At 41.7% G+C, this 18180-nt stretch carries 16 protein-coding genes; 4 read left to right on the top strand and 12 right to left on the bottom strand.

Going from position 1 to position 18180, the window contains the following annotated elements; translation table 11 throughout:
* The first annotated feature begins 76 nt into the window (after positions 1-76).
* Positions 77-1435, top strand: a complete 1359-nt coding sequence (dgt, locus tag ACRHOZ_RS13785; RefSeq protein WP_431126592.1) for a dGTP triphosphohydrolase — start codon at positions 77-79, stop codon at positions 1433-1435.
* On the opposite strand, the gene ACRHOZ_RS13780 is transcribed toward dgt, so the two are convergent.
* Together ACRHOZ_RS13780 and dxs are read right to left on the bottom strand one after the other, a co-directional pair.
* Positions 1432-2490, bottom strand: coding sequence for a DUF3078 domain-containing protein (locus ACRHOZ_RS13780; RefSeq protein WP_431126590.1), 1059 nt, complete (start codon positions 2488-2490; stop codon positions 1432-1434). The two genes, dgt and ACRHOZ_RS13780, sit on opposite strands and share 4 nt — an antisense overlap.
* Positions 2491-2496: 6 nt before the next feature.
* A complete protein-coding gene (gene dxs, locus ACRHOZ_RS13775; RefSeq protein ID WP_431126588.1) occupies positions 2497-4260 on the bottom strand; it encodes a 1-deoxy-D-xylulose-5-phosphate synthase in 1764 nt (587 codons plus the stop codon).
* Between the two features lie 84 nt (positions 4261-4344).
* Here dxs and ACRHOZ_RS13770 point away from each other — a divergent pair, with 84 nt between their 5' ends.
* Both ACRHOZ_RS13770 and ACRHOZ_RS13765 read left to right on the top strand, forming a co-directional pair.
* Complete coding sequence (locus tag ACRHOZ_RS13770) at positions 4345-4794, top strand: nucleoside deaminase (RefSeq protein WP_431127130.1); 450 nt, start codon at positions 4345-4347, stop codon at positions 4792-4794.
* A 78-nt stretch (positions 4795-4872) separates the two neighbouring features.
* Positions 4873-5238 (top strand): hypothetical protein, encoded by a 366-nt coding sequence (locus ACRHOZ_RS13765; protein ID WP_431126586.1) that lies wholly within the window; start codon positions 4873-4875, stop codon positions 5236-5238.
* Positions 5239-5301: 63 nt separating this feature from the next.
* On the opposite strand, the gene ACRHOZ_RS13760 is transcribed toward ACRHOZ_RS13765, so the two are convergent.
* From ACRHOZ_RS13760 to aspS, 4 genes are all read right to left on the bottom strand, one after another.
* A complete protein-coding gene (locus ACRHOZ_RS13760; RefSeq protein WP_138836430.1) occupies positions 5302-5496 on the bottom strand; it encodes a cold-shock protein in 195 nt (64 codons plus the stop codon).
* 80 nt (positions 5497-5576) lie between these two features.
* Complete coding sequence (locus ACRHOZ_RS13755) at positions 5577-5840, bottom strand: hypothetical protein (protein ID WP_431126584.1); 264 nt, start codon at positions 5838-5840, stop codon at positions 5577-5579.
* Positions 5837-7621 (bottom strand): chloride channel protein, encoded by a 1785-nt coding sequence (locus ACRHOZ_RS13750; protein WP_431126582.1) that lies wholly within the window; start codon positions 7619-7621, stop codon positions 5837-5839. Before ACRHOZ_RS13750 ends, ACRHOZ_RS13755 begins: the two co-directional genes overlap by 4 nt.
* A gap of 61 nt (positions 7622-7682) precedes the next feature.
* Positions 7683-9431, bottom strand: a complete 1749-nt coding sequence (aspS, locus tag ACRHOZ_RS13745; protein ID WP_431126580.1) for an aspartate--tRNA ligase — start codon at positions 9429-9431, stop codon at positions 7683-7685.
* Between the two features lie 334 nt (positions 9432-9765).
* On the opposite strand from aspS, the gene ACRHOZ_RS13740 reads away from it, so the two are divergent.
* Positions 9766-10116 carry a toxin-antitoxin system YwqK family antitoxin gene (locus ACRHOZ_RS13740; protein WP_420401641.1) on the top strand — a complete coding sequence of 117 codons (351 nt, stop codon included), beginning with the start codon at positions 9766-9768 and terminating at the stop codon, positions 10114-10116.
* A 70-nt stretch (positions 10117-10186) separates the two neighbouring features.
* Here the strand turns inward: ACRHOZ_RS13740 and ACRHOZ_RS13735 are convergent, their stop codons facing one another.
* From ACRHOZ_RS13735 to ACRHOZ_RS13710, 6 genes are all read right to left on the bottom strand, one after another.
* Entirely contained in the window at positions 10187-13696 is a 3510-nt protein-coding gene (locus ACRHOZ_RS13735) for an efflux RND transporter permease subunit (RefSeq protein WP_431126577.1), read from the bottom strand.
* Between the two features lie 19 nt (positions 13697-13715).
* Complete coding sequence (locus tag ACRHOZ_RS13730) at positions 13716-14891, bottom strand: efflux RND transporter periplasmic adaptor subunit (RefSeq protein ID WP_431126575.1); 1176 nt, start codon at positions 14889-14891, stop codon at positions 13716-13718.
* Between the two features lie 25 nt (positions 14892-14916).
* Positions 14917-16251: a TolC family protein gene (locus tag ACRHOZ_RS13725; RefSeq protein ID WP_431126573.1), complete on the bottom strand. Its 1335-nt coding sequence runs from the start codon at positions 16249-16251 to the stop codon at positions 14917-14919.
* Positions 16252-16857, bottom strand: coding sequence for a TetR/AcrR family transcriptional regulator (locus tag ACRHOZ_RS13720; RefSeq protein ID WP_431126571.1), 606 nt, complete (start codon positions 16855-16857; stop codon positions 16252-16254).
* Positions 16858-17074: 217 nt separating this feature from the next.
* Positions 17075-17497 (bottom strand): hypothetical protein, encoded by a 423-nt coding sequence (locus ACRHOZ_RS13715; protein ID WP_431126569.1) that lies wholly within the window; start codon positions 17495-17497, stop codon positions 17075-17077.
* A 10-nt stretch (positions 17498-17507) separates the two neighbouring features.
* Entirely contained in the window at positions 17508-18077 is a 570-nt protein-coding gene (locus ACRHOZ_RS13710; protein WP_431126568.1) for an RNA polymerase sigma factor, read from the bottom strand.
* Between the last annotated feature and the right edge of the window lie 103 nt (positions 18078-18180).

The raw sequence follows: 18180 nt of genomic DNA, 5'->3' as shown, positions 1-18180 counted from the left end.
AAATCATGCAAATATATGGGGTTTTCCGAGTTGGGCTATGTCTTTTGACATATCTTCGTCCAAAACTAAATCACCTATGGATTGGGAACAATTATTGTCTCTAAAAAGGCAAGGAGATACCCATAAAAGATTGCGAAAGGAGCAAAATGAAACCCGATTGGGTTTTGAGGTGGATTATGACCGAATCATTTTCTCTTCGGCGTTCCGAAGTCTCCAGGACAAGACCCAAGTTGTTCCCATGCCCATAAGTGTTGGATCTAAAAAGGCTTTTGTACATACAAGGTTGACACATAGTTTGGAAGTTTCGGTAGTAGGGAGGAGTTTGGGCCGGGTTGCCGGGCAACGAATCTTGGCCAAAAATCCCTATTTGACCGAGATACATGGATATCAATTCAATGATTTTGGAGCCATAGTCGCTGCGGCGGCGTTGGCCCATGATATTGGAAATCCGCCTTTTGGACATAGTGGTGAAAAATCCATTGGCAATTTCTTTGCGCAAGGGAACGGAAAGGCGTTCAAAAGCTATTTAAAGGAGAATCAATATCAAGATTTGGTTGACTTTGAAGGCAACGCCAACGGATTTAAGTTGCTTACAGAATCCAAAGAAGGAATTCCAGGTGGACTTCGTTTAAGCTATGGAACCTTGGGAGCTTTTATGAAATACCCCAAGGGATCGTTGCCCAAAAAACCTTCAAAGCATATCGCTGACAAAAAGTTTGGGTTCTTTCAATCGGAAAAAGACATTTTTTTGGAGGTGGTAGAGGAAATCGGGTTGGTTAAAAACCCGAGCCATCCTGATATTGGTTTCTATAGACATCCCTTGACCTATTTGGTAGAGGCTGCGGATGATATTTGTTATACCATCATTGACTTTGAGGATGGGATCAATCTTGGCCTTATTCCTGAAGAATACGCCTTGGAATATCTCATTAATTTGGTGAAGGACAATATCAATACCAAAAAATACAATGCCATTGCCAGTTCTAGTGACAGATTGAGTTATTTACGGGCCTTGGCCATCAACACCCTGATCAGTGATGCCGTAGAAGTCTTTGACAAACACTCTGATGACATTATGGGTGGGGGCTTTGCGTCTGCCTTGCTGGATAAGGGAAAGTATCAAGCCCAAATAGATGACATCATTAAATTGAGTGTTGAAAAAGTTTATCAATCCCAAGAAGTTATAGACAAGGAATTGGCAGGGTATCGGATTATTTCCGACATTCTGGATATCTACACAACGGCCTTGTTCAATATTAAGAATGGCAAAGGGACCAATTACGATAAACTGTTGATCAAGAGTCTTCCGGAAAATTATACCAACACCGATGCATCGGTCTACAAAATCCTATTGGACACCAGTTGTTATGTGGCCAGTTTATCGGACAGTGCGGCGGTGCACCTGCACAACAAACTTATGGGGAAAGAATTCTAGAAGGCGTAGTTGAGCCCAACCCCTAACAATTGTTTGAATTGGATTCTAGGAATTCCAGGGTCTATAATGTTTCCATCGGCGTCCGCCACCTCATCAAACTTAATGTCGTCATCAAAGATCACATGTGTTCCAATATTGGCTTTGATGTATTTATTTACCGTGAGATTAAAGTTGAGTTCCCAATCCACATCCACATTGCCAAAACTTTCAATATAATCGCTGTAAAGGCTGACACGATGATTCATCAATACATTCTTGAGCACTTCCGTTTCCCAGGAATTGGTCACCAAAAATCCAAACTCCATAAAAGTGTTCTCCCCTGCCTCAACTCCAAAAACACCTTGGTTGGAAAGCTCTTCGTCCAGAACAAAAGTTGCCTTTTGGGTAATTGGGGAAATGTACAAATTGAATTTCTTCCCATCGGGAATATAGGAGGTTCCCGCACCAAGGAACAAGTAGCCAGGTGCCATAAAACGGGAAATGGGGTTGGTTCTGTTGGGATATTTGTAACCGTTGGAAAACTGTGTGTTAAAGCTGGCCTTTACAGAATAGTACCAATTGGTGATGGTGTCCTTTCTAAAACCAAAGGTTGAAGCAATCCTGATCTGATCATCAGTTTTCCTTAGCTGTCGCCCTTCTTGGGCATTTAGTCCGTATCGCAGCCTTAATTCATTGTTCCAATTGAGGTATCTAAATTTATAGTTTCGCGTAAACCGTGCATTGGCCAATGCCGAAACGGAATTGTCGCCTCCTGCATTCCAATTTACAAAGGCCACTTCATTAAGATTGATGCCCAGTTCATTGGTCTTGGCCCAAAAGGACTGGGGGACAAATTTCTTGAACTTTTTAAGCAGGGGTTTTACACGGTTCAAAGGTGTTCTCGGGTCGGTAAGTTTGGCCGCCCTAGTAAGGTATTTCAATTTGACATCCTTGATTTTTACCACCTGAAAACCAGGTTCAACGGAGTCTCTTTCGAATACATTTAAAGAATTTACTTGTGCACTGATGGAAAAGGATAATGTAAAGAATAAAAACAGTAAAAGGGTTGATCGCATTTTGCTTTAGGTTGATTTTATATAAGAAAAAATTGCATCAAAATCTATACCAGCCATGGTATGTGTTTCGGAAATTGTTCCATGTTCAACAAAGTTATCAGGTATCCCGAAAATCTTAACGGGATTTGTAAAATTTTCTTGATTGGCAAATTCAAGAATGGCAGAGCCAAAGCCGCCCATTTTACATCCATCCTCCAAGGTTATGATATGGTCATACGTCTGAAACACTTGCTTCAGCAATTTGTGATCCAAGGGCTTGACGAAACGCATATCGTAATGGCCAATTTCATCCGGATTGTCCAGTTTTTCCAATAATTCTGAAACACGATTTCCTATATGTCCAATGGAAAGGATGGCAATTTTGGAACCCTGTTTTAAACAACGGCCCTTGCCCAATGCAATGGGTTCAAGATGGTTTTTCCACTCCAGATTTACACCTCTTCCCCTGGGATATCGTATGGCAATGGGACTTAATGTTTCTTGTTGAACGGTGAACATTATGTTTCGCAGTTCCATCTCGTTCATGGGGGAAAAAATAGTGAGATTGGGAATGCACCTTAAATAGGCCAAATCGAAAACACCATGGTGGGTAGGGCCATCCTGACCCACCAGTCCAGCGCGATCCAAACAGAACACGACCGGAAGGTTTTGTAGGGCAACGTCATGAATGACCTGGTCATAGGCGCGTTGCAAAAAAGTGGAGTAGATATTACAAAATGGAATCAATCCTTGGGTGGCCATTCCAGCTGCCAAGGTCACGGCATGTTGTTCAGCAATACCTACGTCAAAAGCCCTATCCGGAATTTCGTCCATCATGAATTTCAACGAACTTCCTGTGGGCATGGCTGGAGTAATTCCAACAATCTTGTCATTTTTCTTTGCCAGTTCCACAAGCGTATGTCCAAATACATCTTGGTATTTTGGGGGTTGTTGTTCCCCTGTTTTAGGGATACGCTCTCCGGTATGTTTATCAAACTTTCCAGGAGCATGGTATACCACCTGATTTTCTTCAGCCTTTTTAAGGCCTTTTCCCTTTGTGGTGATGACGTGCAATAGTTTTGGTCCAGGAACATTTTTTAATCGCTCCAACTCCGCTATCAAAGCATGCACATCATGCCCATCCATTGGGCCGGAATAATTCAAATTGAGGCATTCAAAGATATTTTCATCCTTGGCCGTCCCCTTCTTTACGTTGGTCAAGTATTTTTTTAAAGCTCCTACACTTGGATCAATCCCTATGGCATTGTCATTCAAAACAATTAGGGCATTGGTATTGGATACCCCTAGATGGTTAAGCCCTTCAAAAGCCATCCCGCTGGCAATGGAAGCATCCCCGACCACGGCGATATGCTGTTTAGACTGATTGCCCTGAAGTTTTGAGGCCATGGCCATTCCCAAGATGGCAGAAATGGCGGTAGAACTGTGCCCAGTACCAAAATGGTCATATTCACTTTCCGCGCGTTTGGGAAAACCGCTAATCCCATCCTTTTGCCTGTTGGTATCAAAGATTTCCTTTCTTCCAGTCAGTATTTTATGACCGTAGGCTTGATGTCCCACATCCCAAATGAGCTTATCATTGGGGGTGTCAAAAACATAATGTAATGCGATGGTGAGTTCCACAACTCCAAGACTGGCACCCAGATGTCCCTCTTTTGTGGCAACAATGTCGATGATGAATTCCCGAAGTTCTTGCGCGAGCAGAGGCAACTCTGACGCGGACAGCTTTTTGAGGTCTTGAGGGGAATTGATATGTGTTAAAAGTTTTTTCAAGGAAACAAAAAACAAAAATACCCATATTCCCTAAAATGAATTTATCCGTAGCTTAGCCATCTTATAAAAGACTGCAAGTAAATGGTGGAGAATCCGTTCGATGATAATTATTTTATGAAAAAGGCACTACAAGAGGCCCAAATAGCCTTTGAAAATGGGGAAGTTCCGGTTGGGGCAGTGGTTGCGGTCAACAACAGGATCATTGGACGTGCCCACAACCTAACGGAACGTTTGAAAGATGTTACTGCACATGCCGAAATGCAAGCGATCACCGCTGCTTCCAATTTTTTGGGAGGGAAGTATCTACACGGCTGCACTTTGTATGTGACACTGGAACCCTGCCAAATGTGTGCAGGGGCCTTGTATTGGAGTCAGGTGTCCCGAGTGGTATATGGCGCACCCGATTTGGAGCGGGGATATAAGGTAATGGGAGGTCATCTGCATCCCAAAACCGAGGTCATTGGTGGGATTTTGGAGCATGAATCTTCTGAAATGCTTAAACGGTTTTTTATTCAACGGCGGAATTTGAATTAACTTTTTATATCTCTCACCGGATAAATGTGTAAGAAAAAGATTACATATATTTGATATTCTAACTTATAAATATCGAATATGAAATTTTACTTGACTTTAGTTTTGGGTTTAACAATGGTCTTCTTTTCAAGTGCTCAGGAAAAGTGGACTTTTGAGCAAGGATTGAACACCGCAAAAATGTATTGTCATAGTGCAGAAGCAATGCGCGTGGGAGAACAACATGCTGATGAATGGCGAAGTAAGGGGCAAATAGATTATGCCAAAGGAATCATGGACGGTATTGCACGATGTAAATCGGGTGAAAGTCCCATCAAGAAAAAGGGAGCTAGGGAAGGGTGTAGAAAACCATCAGTCTGTTCGAAGATAGACAAGAAAAATAATTCAGCCCTCTATGCTGCGTTGTGCTCTTGCCCATTGGATGAAAAGGAAGATGAAAAACAATAGATTTTGCCACTAAAAAAGCCCTGATTAGATATCAGGGCTTTGTCAAATCAAAATAAAATATTGTTATCCGATTACCTGCACTTGTGCAGCAACCACTCCTTTTCTTCCTTCTTCTTCTTGGTATTCTACTTTGTCGCCTTCGTTCAATTCCACTCCGTTCAATGCGGTAACATGAACGAAAATGTCTTTTCCTGTGTCGTCGTTGGTAATGAAGCCATAACCTTTGGATCCATTAAAAAATTTTACTGTGCCAGTCATTAAAATAAATAATTGTTAAAGTACTAATGTAGTTTATTTTAATTTGCTTTGGATGATTTCAACTTTAAATCTTAAGAAAATTATTGATTTTCAGTCTTTTTTTCCTCGTTTGACTGCATCTTTTTAATGTTCTCCTTGGTCAACATATAATCTTTCATCTGCTTACCCTTACTTGCTTTTAGTAAGAAAAGGGGCATGGCTACCAAGAACAGTCCAGCGGTTCCGGCGCCAATAAATTTATTGGCTATTCGGGTATTTTCTTCTTTGATTGTGAAACCATAGATGATGGAACCAAAGGAAGCTATTACCGCAAAAATGATGATATATTTTAGTTTGAATTTCATCGGGTGTAATTGATCAATTTTCTTCGATAGGCGGTCAAGAGCTTGGATTTTGAAATAAAACCGACATATTTACCATCCTTGATCACAGGAAGGTTCCAAGCGCCACTGTCCTGAAATTTTCGCATCACCTGTTTCATGTTATCCGAATTGTAAAAAATATGTTCCGGGGGGGCATGCATCAGATTTTTGACAAAGACCGTGTCATAAAGCTTTTTATCAAACATAAATTCACGGATGTCATCCAAAACGATAATGCCCATTAACTTTTGATCCTCGTTCAACACAGGAAATATGTTCCGTTTGGATTTGGAAACGGATTCATGTAACATTAGCCCCAAGGACATTTCTGGATGTACCGACTTAAAGTTTGTCTCTATGACGTCATCCATTTCCATCAACCCCAAGACCATTTGGTCTTTGTTGTGGGTAAGCAGGGCTCCAATTTTAGCCAGTTCTTTGGTGTAAATGGTGTAATCCAATGCGTTTTTGGTGATGAGATAGGAAATTGAAGCGGTGATCATCAAGGGTACAAAAAGTTGATACCCGCCTGTTATTTCCGCAATCAGGAATATGGCGGTCAATGGGGCATGGATAACCCCCGCAATCAAGCCCGCCATTCCAATCAAGGTAAAATTACTTTCTGAGACATCGAAGCCCAGCCCCAGATTGTTGATGACCTTGGCCACCACATTTCCCAAAGCACTTCCCATCACCATCGTTGGGATGAAAATCCCTCCAGCACCCCCAGCGGCAAAGGTGGTTGTCATGGCAATGGCTTTGAAAATGGTAATGCCAAACAAAAGAGCTATCACCACCCAAATATTGTGGGTGTAGGCATCAAAAGGGGTTTTGCCCAATGCTTCAATATGATCTCCGTCCAACAAATTATTTATGAAACCAAACCCTTCACCATATAAGGGCGGAATGGCATAGAGCATGATTCCTATGGCCAAACCACCAACCAAAAGCTTGTATTTTGGGCTTTTAAAGCGTTTGAAAAACTCCAAAATGGAGAAGTACATTTTGGTGAAGTAGATGGAAGCAAAAGCGGTTCCGACGCCCAATAATATGTAAAAGAAAGTGTCTTTAAGTTCAAACCCCTCAGATAATGAGAAACTAAAAAGTACTTCGTTGCCCAAAAAGAAATAGGAGGTAAGCACTCCGGAAATAGAGGCCAACAGCAAGGGCAACATGGATAGCATGGTAAGGTCAAGAGTAAACACTTCCACCGCAAAAATAATGGCCGCAATGGGCGATTGAAAAATGGAAGAAATGGCTCCCGCGGAAGCACAGGCCACCAAAAGGGAACGGGTCTTGGCATCAATATGGAACAACCTGCTTAGATTGGAACTTAGGGCCGCTCCTGATTTTACAGCTGGCCCCAACAACCCTACGGAACCTCCAAAACCTACCGTCAATGGTGCCGCTATTAGCGGTGTATAAATGTTTTTGACCTTTAGCAAGCCACCTTTTTTGGAGAGGGAAAAAATAATGGAAGAAACGGCATGTTGTATGGGCTTTTTATGCACAAACTTCACATATAGATACACCAAGGTCAGTCCAAAAACGGGCAGGATAAAGTATAGCTGGTTCTCTGAAATAACAATAGCCCCTTCCAGTAGTGCCTGTATAAAGTAGGTGATGTTTTTTAGGGAGACTGCCGCCAATCCGGCCATAAACCCAACCACCACGCTCATAATATGCACAAAGGTTTTGTTGGAGATATTTTTATACCGCCATTTGAGGAATCGCGTGAGGAGATTTTTCTTTTTGTTGGGCATTGAATGCAACTGTACTTAAAAGTATTAAAAATCCCGCTCAGCGGCGGGATTTGTAACTACTTTAAAGATCTAGCTTTAAATGGAGCTCTTTCAATTGTTCCTCGTCAATGTTGGCCGGAGCATCGATCATAACATCCCTACCACTGTTGTTTTTGGGGAATGCAATAAAATCACGGATGGTTTCCTGGCCACCCAAAATAGACACCAACCTATCCAGTCCAAATGCAATACCTCCATGTGGAGGAGCACCATATTGGAAGGCATCCATTAAAAATCCAAACTGTTCCTTGGCCTCTTCAGGGGTGAAACCCAAATGTTTGAACATGGTGGCTTGTATTTCCTTGTCATGAATACGGATGGAACCTCCTCCTATCTCATTTCCATTGAGCACCAAATCGTAGGCATTGGCTTTTACATCCCCTGGATTCGAGTCCAGTAATTCCAACTGACCTGGTTTAGGAGAGGTAAAGGGGTGGTGCATGGCGTGATAGGTTCCCGTTTCTTCGTCCAATTCCAACAACGGAAAGTCAATGACCCACAGCGGGGCAAATTCATACGGTTTCCTTAGACCTAAACGCTCCGCCAATTCCATTCGAAGTGCACTTAGCTGCGCTCTTGTTTCGTTGGTGTTCCCTGAAAGTACACAAATAAGATCACCGGCTTTTGCTCCTGTCACTTTGGCCCATTGGGCCAAATCTTCCTGATCATAGAATTTGTCCACGGAAGATTTAAAGGAGCCATCCTCATTACATTTTACATAGACCATGCCCTTAGCCCCTACTTGAGGACGCTTGACCCAGTCAATTAGCTTGTCTATTTCTTTTCGGGTGTAAGCCGCTCCCCCAGGAACAGCAATACCTACAACCAACTCTGCTGTATTGAAGACATTGAATTCCTTGTGCTGAGCCACTGAATTTAACTCTCCGAATTCCATTCCAAACCGAATATCGGGTTTGTCGTTCCCGTATTTCTGCATGGCTTCATCAAAAGTGATTCTGGGAAAATCCCCGGGATCAATCCCGTGGATTTCTTTCAATAGATGTTTGGTCAACCCTTCAAATGCATTTAGGATATCTTCCTGCTCCACGAATGCCATTTCGCAATCAATCTGCGTAAATTCGGGTTGGCGGTCTGCACGCAAATCCTCATCCCTAAAGCACTTTACGATTTGGAAATATTTGTCCATTCCCCCTACCATGAGCAATTGCTTAAAGGTCTGGGGGGATTGTGGCAAAGCATAGAATTGTCCCTCATTCATGCGGCTTGGCACCAAAAAATCCCTTGCACCTTCGGGAGTGGATTTGATGAGGTAGGGAGTCTCTACTTCAATAAATCCCTGGTCGGAAAGGTATTTTCTAACCTCCATGGTCACTTTGTGCCGAAAGATCAAATTGTTCTTGACAGGATTTCTCCTAATGTCAAGATAACGATATTTCATTCGGATATCCTCTCCACCATCCGTCTCATCTTCGATGGTAAAAGGAGGGAGGATGGATTCGTTAAGAATCTGAAGCTCGGTTACCAAAACTTCGATATCACCAGTTGGGATGTTGGGGTTCTTGGAAGCCCGTTCTATCACCTGACCTTTTACCTGGATTACGGTTTCACGACCCAGTTCCTTGGCCATATCCAAAAGTTCGACAAGAGTTCGGTCTTGATCCAAAACCAATTGGGTAATACCATATCGATCTCTTAAATCTATCCAAACCACAAAACCTTTGTCCCTTACTTTATGGACCCAACCACTTAGTACAACTTCCGAATTGATATCTGAGGCCCTTAGGGCACCACAAGTATTATTTCTATACATCTTATTTGCTATGGAGGGGCAAATTTAAGGGGAATGCCATTATTTTCTGCTAGATAAATGCATTTTCTAATTATATCGGTCTTTATCCAATACAATTAAAGATCACTTGGGTTTGGCGAAATCTGGATTGATCTAAAATGCGGTCTAGATTTTTAGCAATATTTCTCGATGAAAGGATTGTAGTTAAAAATATCTTTTAGGTTAAAAGTCTGATAAACAAATAACTACATGGGTAATGTAAATTTAATGTTACGAAAATATATATTTAACGTAAAATATTAAGTACCTTTATGTCGTTAATGTTACTGAAACAATAATTTAAATCCCATATCATATGAAGAAAGCAATATTTTTTTTGGCAGTGATGTTTTCGGTTGGTATGTACTCACAAAATATTGAACCCACTATGGAAAAGGTAGGGGACATGGTTAAGGCTACATATTTTCACGAAAATGGCGAGATAGCCCAAACGGGTTATTTTTTAAATGAAAAATTACATGGGCAGTGGTTCATGTACAACTTGGAAGGTAAGAAAATAGCCTCCGGAAAGTATATTAACGGGAAAAAATCGGGAAAATGGTTTTTCTGGAAAGATGAGATTTTGAAGGAAGTTGACTTTGTGGAAAACCGCATAGTACATGTGAAGAATTGGAACCAATCCGAGATTGTTTCTGTTGATATGTAAATTGAGATAGTGTTTAAATAAAAAAGCCCCCCGAGTAATCGGGGGGCTTTTTTATTTGTTATGAACAGGCTTAGGCCGCAATGTCCAACACTTCTTTTTTATGCTCCTCTTTTCTTACCCTTCTTTTATGGATTCTTACCTTAATTCGGTAGACCAGGCTAAAGAGAATAGGCACCACGATCAAGGTTAGGAAGGTGGCCACAAACAGTCCATAAATAACCGTCCAGGCCAAAGGCCCCCAGAAGATCACATTGTCCCCACCAAAGTAGATATTGGGGTTAAACTCACTGAACAAGGTGAAGAAGTTGATATTGAATCCTGTTGCCAACGGAATCAAACCGAGAATGGTGGTAATAGCTGTTAGCAATACTGGACGTAACCTCGCTTTACCTCCTTTGACCACGGCCTCCAAAAAGTCCTTTGGCTCCAAAAGGTCATCTTCTTCCAATTCCAATTCCACTTTCTTCCTATCGATCAAGAGTTGGGTATAATCCAGAAGCACCACTCCATTGTTTACCACAATACCCGCCAAGGAAATAATTCCCATCATGGTCATCATGATCACAAATGCACTTCCCGTAGCTACAATTCCACCAAACACCCCAATCAAACTCAAGAAGATGGCCAGCATAATAATTCCTGGTTTGGAAACGGAATTGAACTGGAATATCAGAATAAAGAAAATCAGCCCCAATCCTGTAAAGAAGGCACCCATTAAAAATGCCATTTGTTTGTTCTGCTCCTCCAATTGTCCTGTATAGTCAATCTTGATATCGGCTGGAAGCTCGGTGAACGAATCCATTTCATCCTTGATCTTGCTTACCACGGCATTGGCATCCGTAAAACCAGGAGCAAGGGCAGAATAGACCGTAACCACTCTTTCCGTTTCACGGTGTTTAATGGCGCTAAATCCAGAGGTGTTGACCTGTTTGGCTACCGCGGAAATTGGAACTTCCTTGGTTTGCCCGGAATTCTGATCCTTAAAGGTGATCTTTTGGTTAAAGATCGCACTGGTATTGTATCGGTTCTCTTCATTGAAGCGAACATAGATATCATAATCCTCACCATCTTCTTTGTAAATCCCGGCCTTGGCACCAAAGATGGAATTTCGCAGTTGCTGCCCTACCTGTCCTGTGGAAACACCTAATTCACCGGCCTTTTTCCGATCCACGTCAACCAACATGGCAGGCTTTGATTTGTTTACATCCACCTTAAGCTCATCAATTCCTGGAATATTTTTGGAATTGATGTAATTCCGCATTTTTTCAGCGGTAGCAATAAGCTCAGAGTAATCGTTTCCTTCCAGTTCAATGTTGATGGGATAACCCGCGGGCGGACCTACTGCATCCTTTTCAACAGAAATGGCCACCCCAGGATATATGTCCTTTAGGGCCTCCTGAACTTTTTTCAACAGATCGTTACTATCCGCTCCTTCGCGGAACTTATATTCCCGCATGGTGGCAGTAATCTTTCCTCTATGTGGCATTTCAGCTGTAGACCCTCCATCGGTCTGCGGATTTCCCGCACCGGCGCCAACTTGGGAAACCGCACTTTCCGTCAAAAAGTTATAGTCCCCATGTAAATAAGCATCCTCATTGATAATGCCATAAACACGCTGCTCAATTTCTGCGGTAATGTCATTGGTCTTCTTAATGTCGGTTCCTTCAGGATACTCTATGTAGACAATGATTTGATTGGGAGTATTGTCCGGAAAGAACTCTACCTTGGTTCGCTGACTTCCTACAGAGGCTCCAAATCCCATAAATGCAATTAGCAACAATACGAAAGTTCCAATGGCAATATAGATAGGTTTTCTGCCAGCCAATGCCCTTCTAAGCGTGCGCTCATAAAATCTTTCCCATTTGGGTAAAATGGTATTTTGAAAACCGTTGGCCCAGCCCCTCAAGAAAAGTCGGTATATCCAGAGCAGAATGCCCGTAACAACCATAAGGGTTCCCAAAGCCCGATAGCTTCCGCCAAAAATCATAATCAACAGCCCAATTCCTCCAACAATGGAGGTTATCTGGATTATTTGTTTTAGCGGCATTTCTTTGTCTTCCGTGGTCATATAGCGTGAGACCAATACGGAGTTAAAGAAGATGGCAACAAAGAGCGATGACCCTAGAACTACGGATAATGTAACAGGGAAATAGATCATAAATTGTCCCATAACCCCTGGCCATAATCCTAGAGGAACAAAGGCTGCCACTGTGGTCAAGGTAGAGATGATAATTGGAAAGGCGATTTCACCAATCCCTTTTTTAGCTGCCTGCATGGGTGTCATCCCTTCTTGATCAATCAATCGGTACGCGTTCTCAACTACCACAATTCCATTATCAACCAGCATTCCCAATCCCATAATCAATCCAAACAAGATCATGGTGTTCATGGTGTATCCCAACATGCTTAAGATCATCAACGACATAAACATGGACATGGGGATGGCGAACCCAACAAAAAGGGCATTCTTAAATCCTAAGAAAAACATCAATACCGTTACTACTAGAATAATACCGAAGATGATGTTGTTTACAAGGTCGTCTACCTGCCCAATAGTCTTGGAAGATTGATCGTTGGCTATACTGATTTCCAAATCCTGTGGAAACACATTTTCAACGGCATTGTCCACAATAACTTGAATTTGTTCGGCGGCCGCCACCATGTTCTTACCTGCACGTTTTTTCACATCCAACATCACAACAGGATGTCCAAATTCACGCGCATAGGTGGTTTTGTCCTCTTCCTTAAAAGTCACTTCGGCAATGTCCTTAAGGTAAACTGGGTCATCGTTTTCAGATTTCACCACAAAATCATCCAAATCTTTGGGTTCATCAATTTCACCTACGATTCTAATGGTTCTGCGTTGACCACTGGTAATCAGGTTACCGGCGGAAGTGGTCATGTTTTCATTGCCAATGGCGTTGATCACATCATTGAAGCTAACTTGGGCAGCCATCATTTTATAGATGTCAACCGCAACCTCCACTTCCTTTTCTTGCGCACCACGGATATCTACCTGCTTAATTTCCGCCAGTCCCTCAATTTCATCCTCTAAATATTCCCCGTATTCCTTGAGTTTATCCACTGGGTAATCTCCAGAAATATTGATGTTCAAAATAGGTATCTCCTCGGACATACTTAGGTCAAACACATTGGGTTCCACTTTGGCACCGTTAAAGGTGGGCCAATCTTCTCCCGCCGTTTGGGAATCCACCTCATCCTTTACCTTTTGCTTGGCAGCTTCCACCGAGATGTTTTCATCAAACTCCACTATGATCATGGAATAATCCTCCTGAGAGGTAGAGGTTATTTCTATGACATTACTGACTGTTTTAAGCTCATCCTCCAACGGATCCGTAATCAATTTCTCAATATCCTCAGCAGTGTTTCCTGGATAAAGGGAGCTTATGTAGATTTTTGTTTCCTTAATCTCAGGGAAGTTTTCCCGAGGCATGCTAAAGTATGCGGATGCACCAAGAAAAAGTATCACAGCAATCAAAACATACATGGTTGTTTTGTTGTCAATGGCCCATGAGGACAGCCTAAATTCTTTGTCGACTTTCTTTTTTTGCTTGCTCATAATAATTTAAGTCTTTGGTCTATTCGCCGTTTTTGATTCTTACCTTTTGGCCCTCTTTTACGCTCCGGGCACCCTCATCTATGATACCGTCACCATTATTGATTCCTGCCAATACCTCAACATAATCACCTTGCGTCTTTCCGGTTTCAATGATTACTTTTTTGGCAATGGCGTCAGACGAAACGGAATCTGCATCCACCAAGTACACATATTGTTCTCCCTCCGCATTTTCGGAAACGATACTTTGGGGAATCAAAATGGCATTTTCGTTGGTGTAGTCATTGATCATGACCTTGGCCGTAAGGTTGGGCTTAATTTTTCCATTTTCGCTAGGAACTGGAATTTCAGCCGTAAACGAACGGTTACTTGGATTGATGAAGTTTCCAGTCTGTCTAACCTTGGTGGTTACGCTATCGCCTAGTACAGGAAAGTAAACCTCAACATTTTTTCCAGGGGTTACATTAGGCAAATGACTTTCTGGAACTTCCACCTCGATATACATATTGGAAAGGTTGACGATTCGAAAAACAGCTACCCCAGTACCTGGACTTACCACAGTACCTTGATCCTGGATCACATCGTCAATAATTCCGGAGAATGGCGCCCGAATGGTGGATTTGGCCACCTGGCTCTGCATCTGCTTTACGGCACTCTCTTGAGCTTCATAAGTGGTTTTGGCCTCTAGATACTGGATTTCAGAACCAATATTCTGTTCCCATAATCTTTTTTGACGCTCAAAGGTGGTTTTGGCCAAGGCTGCTTGTGTTTTCATTTGTGCCAATTGACTGGATAGTCCACCATCATCTATGGAAGCCAGCAATTGTCCTTTGGACACTTTTTGACCTTCTTTGACATAAACACGGTTCAACGTTCCGGATATTTCAGGGTAAACCAATACATTTTGTTTGGTCATAACATCTCCCTGAAGTTCCAAATAGTGGTCAAACTTTTCCGCATTGGCCAAAATAGTGGTCACAAGAGGCAACTTTGCCTGGTCATCCAATTGAGCGATGGCGGAATCAAGGGAATGCAATTGCTTCTCCAACGCTTTTTGCTGCTCTGAAATTTCTGCTCGCTTTCCTCGGATGGCCTCAAGGTTTTTATCTGCCAACACACTTTCAACTGTACTTTGTGAACCACCTCCACAAGAGGAAAGAACTACGGCTGTTAGTATGATATATGTTATTTTTTTCATGATTGATATGGATTATTTGATGAGTTTAATTATTTAAGATGGTTTCCAATTCGGTTTTGTTATTTATAACATCCACCATGGATTGAAGGTACTCCTGCTGGGTAGTGTACAATTGGGTTTGGGCCTGTCTTAGCTCAAAACTGGTTGCCAATCCTTCAGAATATTTGATTTGATTTTTATTTTCGATACGCTCCGCAAGCTCCAAATTTTCTTTGGAGGTTCCGTACTCTTCTATAGCCAGGATATAGTCGCTTTTGGCACTTTCTAGTTGTAATCGGATTTGCTCCTCGGCCTCTGTGAGCTGTGTCTTGGCTTTTTCCAAGGCAATCTTGGCCCGTTGCGTACTGGCACTTCGTTTCAGCGAACTAAAAAGAGGAATGCTAAGGTCAAACCCCAAAACAGAGGAACCGAACCATTCCTGTCCGCTGCTCAGAAAATTAAAGCTGTCACTGAACGAGTTTCCCCCGTAATTCACAAAGGCATTCAAAGTGGGCAGTGCCCTACTTTTGGCCAACTTATGTTCAAAATAACGCTGCTCTTCTTGATTAATGGCCAATTTATAATCCACATTGTTTTGAATATTGAAGGCAGAATCCACCAACCCAAAATCGATTTGCTTTTGCGTAAGATCATCCAAGTTTTCGGTTAAAACCGTTGGTGTCTCAATAGGGAGTCCCAAGACCAAATTCAACATTTGAAGCGTAATCTTCTCCAAACGTTTGGCATTTTTGAGTTGATTGTCCACAGAGGAGAGTGTAATTTTCAACTGATCTACACTTTCTTCATCCCCCAGACCATTTTCAAATATTTTTTGGGTCTCGTACAGGTTTTTCTCCAAGGTCTTTTTGTTGTTCTCGGAAATCAAAACACTCTCTTGGGCCAAAAGCACATTGCCGTAAGCCTCAACAACTGCTTTCCGGACATCCAGTTCGTTCTTTTCCTTGTTGTTTTGACTAAAACTCAGAAAAGCTTTAGTGGCCTGAACCCCCACGATATAAGACCCATCAAAAATCTGTTGGGTAAGGGTGGCCGTGGCCCTGGCAGACTGTGCCTGACCAAAGACAACTTCCTGGAAGGTTCCTGGTTCACCACCAAAGAACTCCGCTGGAATTTGGGTTACAGGTTGCTTTAATTGATTTTGATAGCTAATGTCCCCAGATATTTGAGGAAGTCCGTCCGCAATGGTTTCCCATTTTTGCTTTTGGGCATCCACAATATCCCTACTGGCGTTGATAGCGCTGTAGTTATGTTCCAGTGCATGGGCAATGGCCTCGTCCATACTAAAACTGTATGGGCTGGTTTCCTGCGCCTGACTGTACCATGATAGAATTAAAAATAGGCTAATGATGGTTGTTCGCATTTATTCTTGATTTGAATTGATGATTGAGTTTAATATTTTTCTTCCGTCGGGTGTTACAACGCCACGCAAGTGATATTCCAAGAAAATATCCTCCAGTTGCGGATGGGAGAACATGCTCATTGGGAACAAACCGGGATCTTTTAAACTAAAAGCTCCGGAGAAATAAATTCGGGATACAAACTCAACGTTGAGGTTATCCCTGTATATTCCCATTTTTATGCCTCTCTTAATGTTATCCAAAACACATTCCTGCATCACCTCAAACTGCTTCTTTTTTAATGTGTCATGCAGTTTGGGGTAGTACTTTTGCAATTGGTACTGGGGAGATGATTTTTCATCCTTCAGATGGCACATTGCGAATTTTTTGATTTCATAAAGCTCCTCAATAGGATTCTTCTGTAATGATATAATCTCATCAATACCATTGGAGATAAACCAGAAAAGGTCCATCACACATTCCTCTACCAACTTGGTCTTATTTTCAAAATGAGAGTAGATCGTCTTTTTGGAAATCCCCATTTCATTGGCCAAGTCATCCATTGTAACGCTCTTAAAACCTAGGGTCAAGAACATATCCGTTGCCTTATGTAAAATCTTATCTCGCATAATTGGGCGACAAAAATAAACCCGGAAACTTTAAAAACAAAAAAAGTTTCCAAGGTTTTACATTTTTTTAACGAATGTTTAATCCTATGGTCTTATGGGTTACTAATCAACAGTATACTGGCGATTTTGGAAATCAGAATTGGACTCAGTTGTTGATTTAGGACTTGAACGCCAGAAAAAAGCTCTGCGTCGATAGCTGTCAATTTTTTCTATGGCCTTAGTTTTCTTCCTGGGTGCCATGCTGTTCTTCTTTAGTAATTCGCTCCAAATAGGCGTTATAGGCTTCTTCTCCTTCTTCTTTCCAGAACTGATCGTAGTGCTGCCATTTGGAAAACTCTTTTTTTGTTCTACAGAACCGATCACCTTTATGACGTTTTTCGGATTTATGATTGGACTTTTTGGAGGAATGATTTCCAAATCCGAAGATAAATTTGGCCAATAGTATCAGTCCAAGTGATTGCCAATAGCCAATAGTGGTCAATCCAAAGATGTCAGGCATCAACCAGTTCCATAAGTGCATGAATACATAACCTGCAAGCAGCACCAAAATGCAAAAAATGATGAAGGCAAAGAATATTTTAAAACCCTTGGTTACATACTTTTCCACCCTCTTTTCGTAATATCTTTCTTTAGGTTCCATATGCTTTTAATTATAATGTTGAATTTTTTATAGTTTCTAAATATTTTGATAACAAGGACAAAGCGCGATGTCTTCTGGACATTAATGTCCCGATAGAAATACCTGTGTCCTCTGCAATTTCCTTATAGGTATACCCCTCAAAGTCTACCGCTATAATAATATCTTGGTAAACTGGTTTCAGGGTTTTAATTCCAAGTTTCAGTGCTTCCTGAACATTTTCAGGGTAGTTGTTGTCCGCATCCCCGTAAAAGAGCTCGGCAAACTCGGCCCATTGGGCTTCAAAATCATCTCCTTCGTTTACCTTGTCCTTTTTGGTTCGCATCAGATCAATAATTCGGTTTCTAATGGAGTTGTATACAAATCCCCCAATGTTGTTTATGGGCGATAGGTCATCCGTCCTTGAAAAAATCCGCAAGGCCACATCCTGAACAATATCCTCGGCGTCACGTTCCGTGGTATCGTCAATTCTAGACTGTACATAACCTTTTAAGGAATGGTATTCCTCATTAAAAAAGCTAGTGAGTCTGTTATAGTTTTCTTTATTGGCTGCCATTAAAAAAAGCCTATTAGCGGTCTTCATCTATAGAGACGATGATTTTCAAATCTATTGCGTTTTTTAAAGAAACTTTTTTCAAATCTTGCTGAATTGCCCTTTTGTTTGGGATTGGGATACTGTTTAAATT

Source organism: Flagellimonas flava, assembly GCF_050617915.1.
GTDB lineage: Bacteria > Bacteroidota > Bacteroidia > Flavobacteriales > Flavobacteriaceae > Flagellimonas > Flagellimonas flava_A.
This window is presented reverse-complemented; position numbering and strand designations above follow the sequence as displayed.

What these genes read in the sequence shown, in the direction of transcription:
- dgt (WP_431126592.1), top strand. Translation starts at nt 77, where the DNA reads ATGGATTGGGAACAATTATTGTCTCTAAAAAGGCAAGGAGATACCCAT.
- ACRHOZ_RS13780 (WP_431126590.1), bottom strand. Translation starts at nt 2,490, where the DNA reads ATGCGATCAACCCTTTTACTGTTTTTATTCTTTACATTATCCTTTTCC.
- ACRHOZ_RS13765 (WP_431126586.1), top strand. Translation starts at nt 4,873, where the DNA reads ATGAAATTTTACTTGACTTTAGTTTTGGGTTTAACAATGGTCTTCTTT.
- ACRHOZ_RS13760 (WP_138836430.1), bottom strand. Translation starts at nt 5,496, where the DNA reads ATGACTGGCACAGTAAAATTTTTTAATGGATCCAAAGGTTATGGCTTC.
- ACRHOZ_RS13755 (WP_431126584.1), bottom strand. Translation starts at nt 5,840, where the DNA reads ATGAAATTCAAACTAAAATATATCATCATTTTTGCGGTAATAGCTTCC.
- ACRHOZ_RS13750 (WP_431126582.1), bottom strand. Translation starts at nt 7,621, where the DNA reads ATGCCCAACAAAAAGAAAAATCTCCTCACGCGATTCCTCAAATGGCGG.
- aspS (WP_431126580.1), bottom strand. Translation starts at nt 9,431, where the DNA reads ATGTATAGAAATAATACTTGTGGTGCCCTAAGGGCCTCAGATATCAAT.
- ACRHOZ_RS13740 (WP_420401641.1), top strand. Translation starts at nt 9,766, where the DNA reads ATGAAGAAAGCAATATTTTTTTTGGCAGTGATGTTTTCGGTTGGTATG.
- ACRHOZ_RS13735 (WP_431126577.1), bottom strand. Translation starts at nt 13,696, where the DNA reads ATGAGCAAGCAAAAAAAGAAAGTCGACAAAGAATTTAGGCTGTCCTCA.
- ACRHOZ_RS13730 (WP_431126575.1), bottom strand. Translation starts at nt 14,891, where the DNA reads ATGAAAAAAATAACATATATCATACTAACAGCCGTAGTTCTTTCCTCT.
- ACRHOZ_RS13725 (WP_431126573.1), bottom strand. Translation starts at nt 16,251, where the DNA reads ATGCGAACAACCATCATTAGCCTATTTTTAATTCTATCATGGTACAGT.
- ACRHOZ_RS13720 (WP_431126571.1), bottom strand. Translation starts at nt 16,857, where the DNA reads ATGCGAGATAAGATTTTACATAAGGCAACGGATATGTTCTTGACCCTA.
- ACRHOZ_RS13715 (WP_431126569.1), bottom strand. Translation starts at nt 17,497, where the DNA reads ATGGAACCTAAAGAAAGATATTACGAAAAGAGGGTGGAAAAGTATGTA.
- ACRHOZ_RS13710 (WP_431126568.1), bottom strand. Translation starts at nt 18,077, where the DNA reads ATGAAGACCGCTAATAGGCTTTTTTTAATGGCAGCCAATAAAGAAAAC.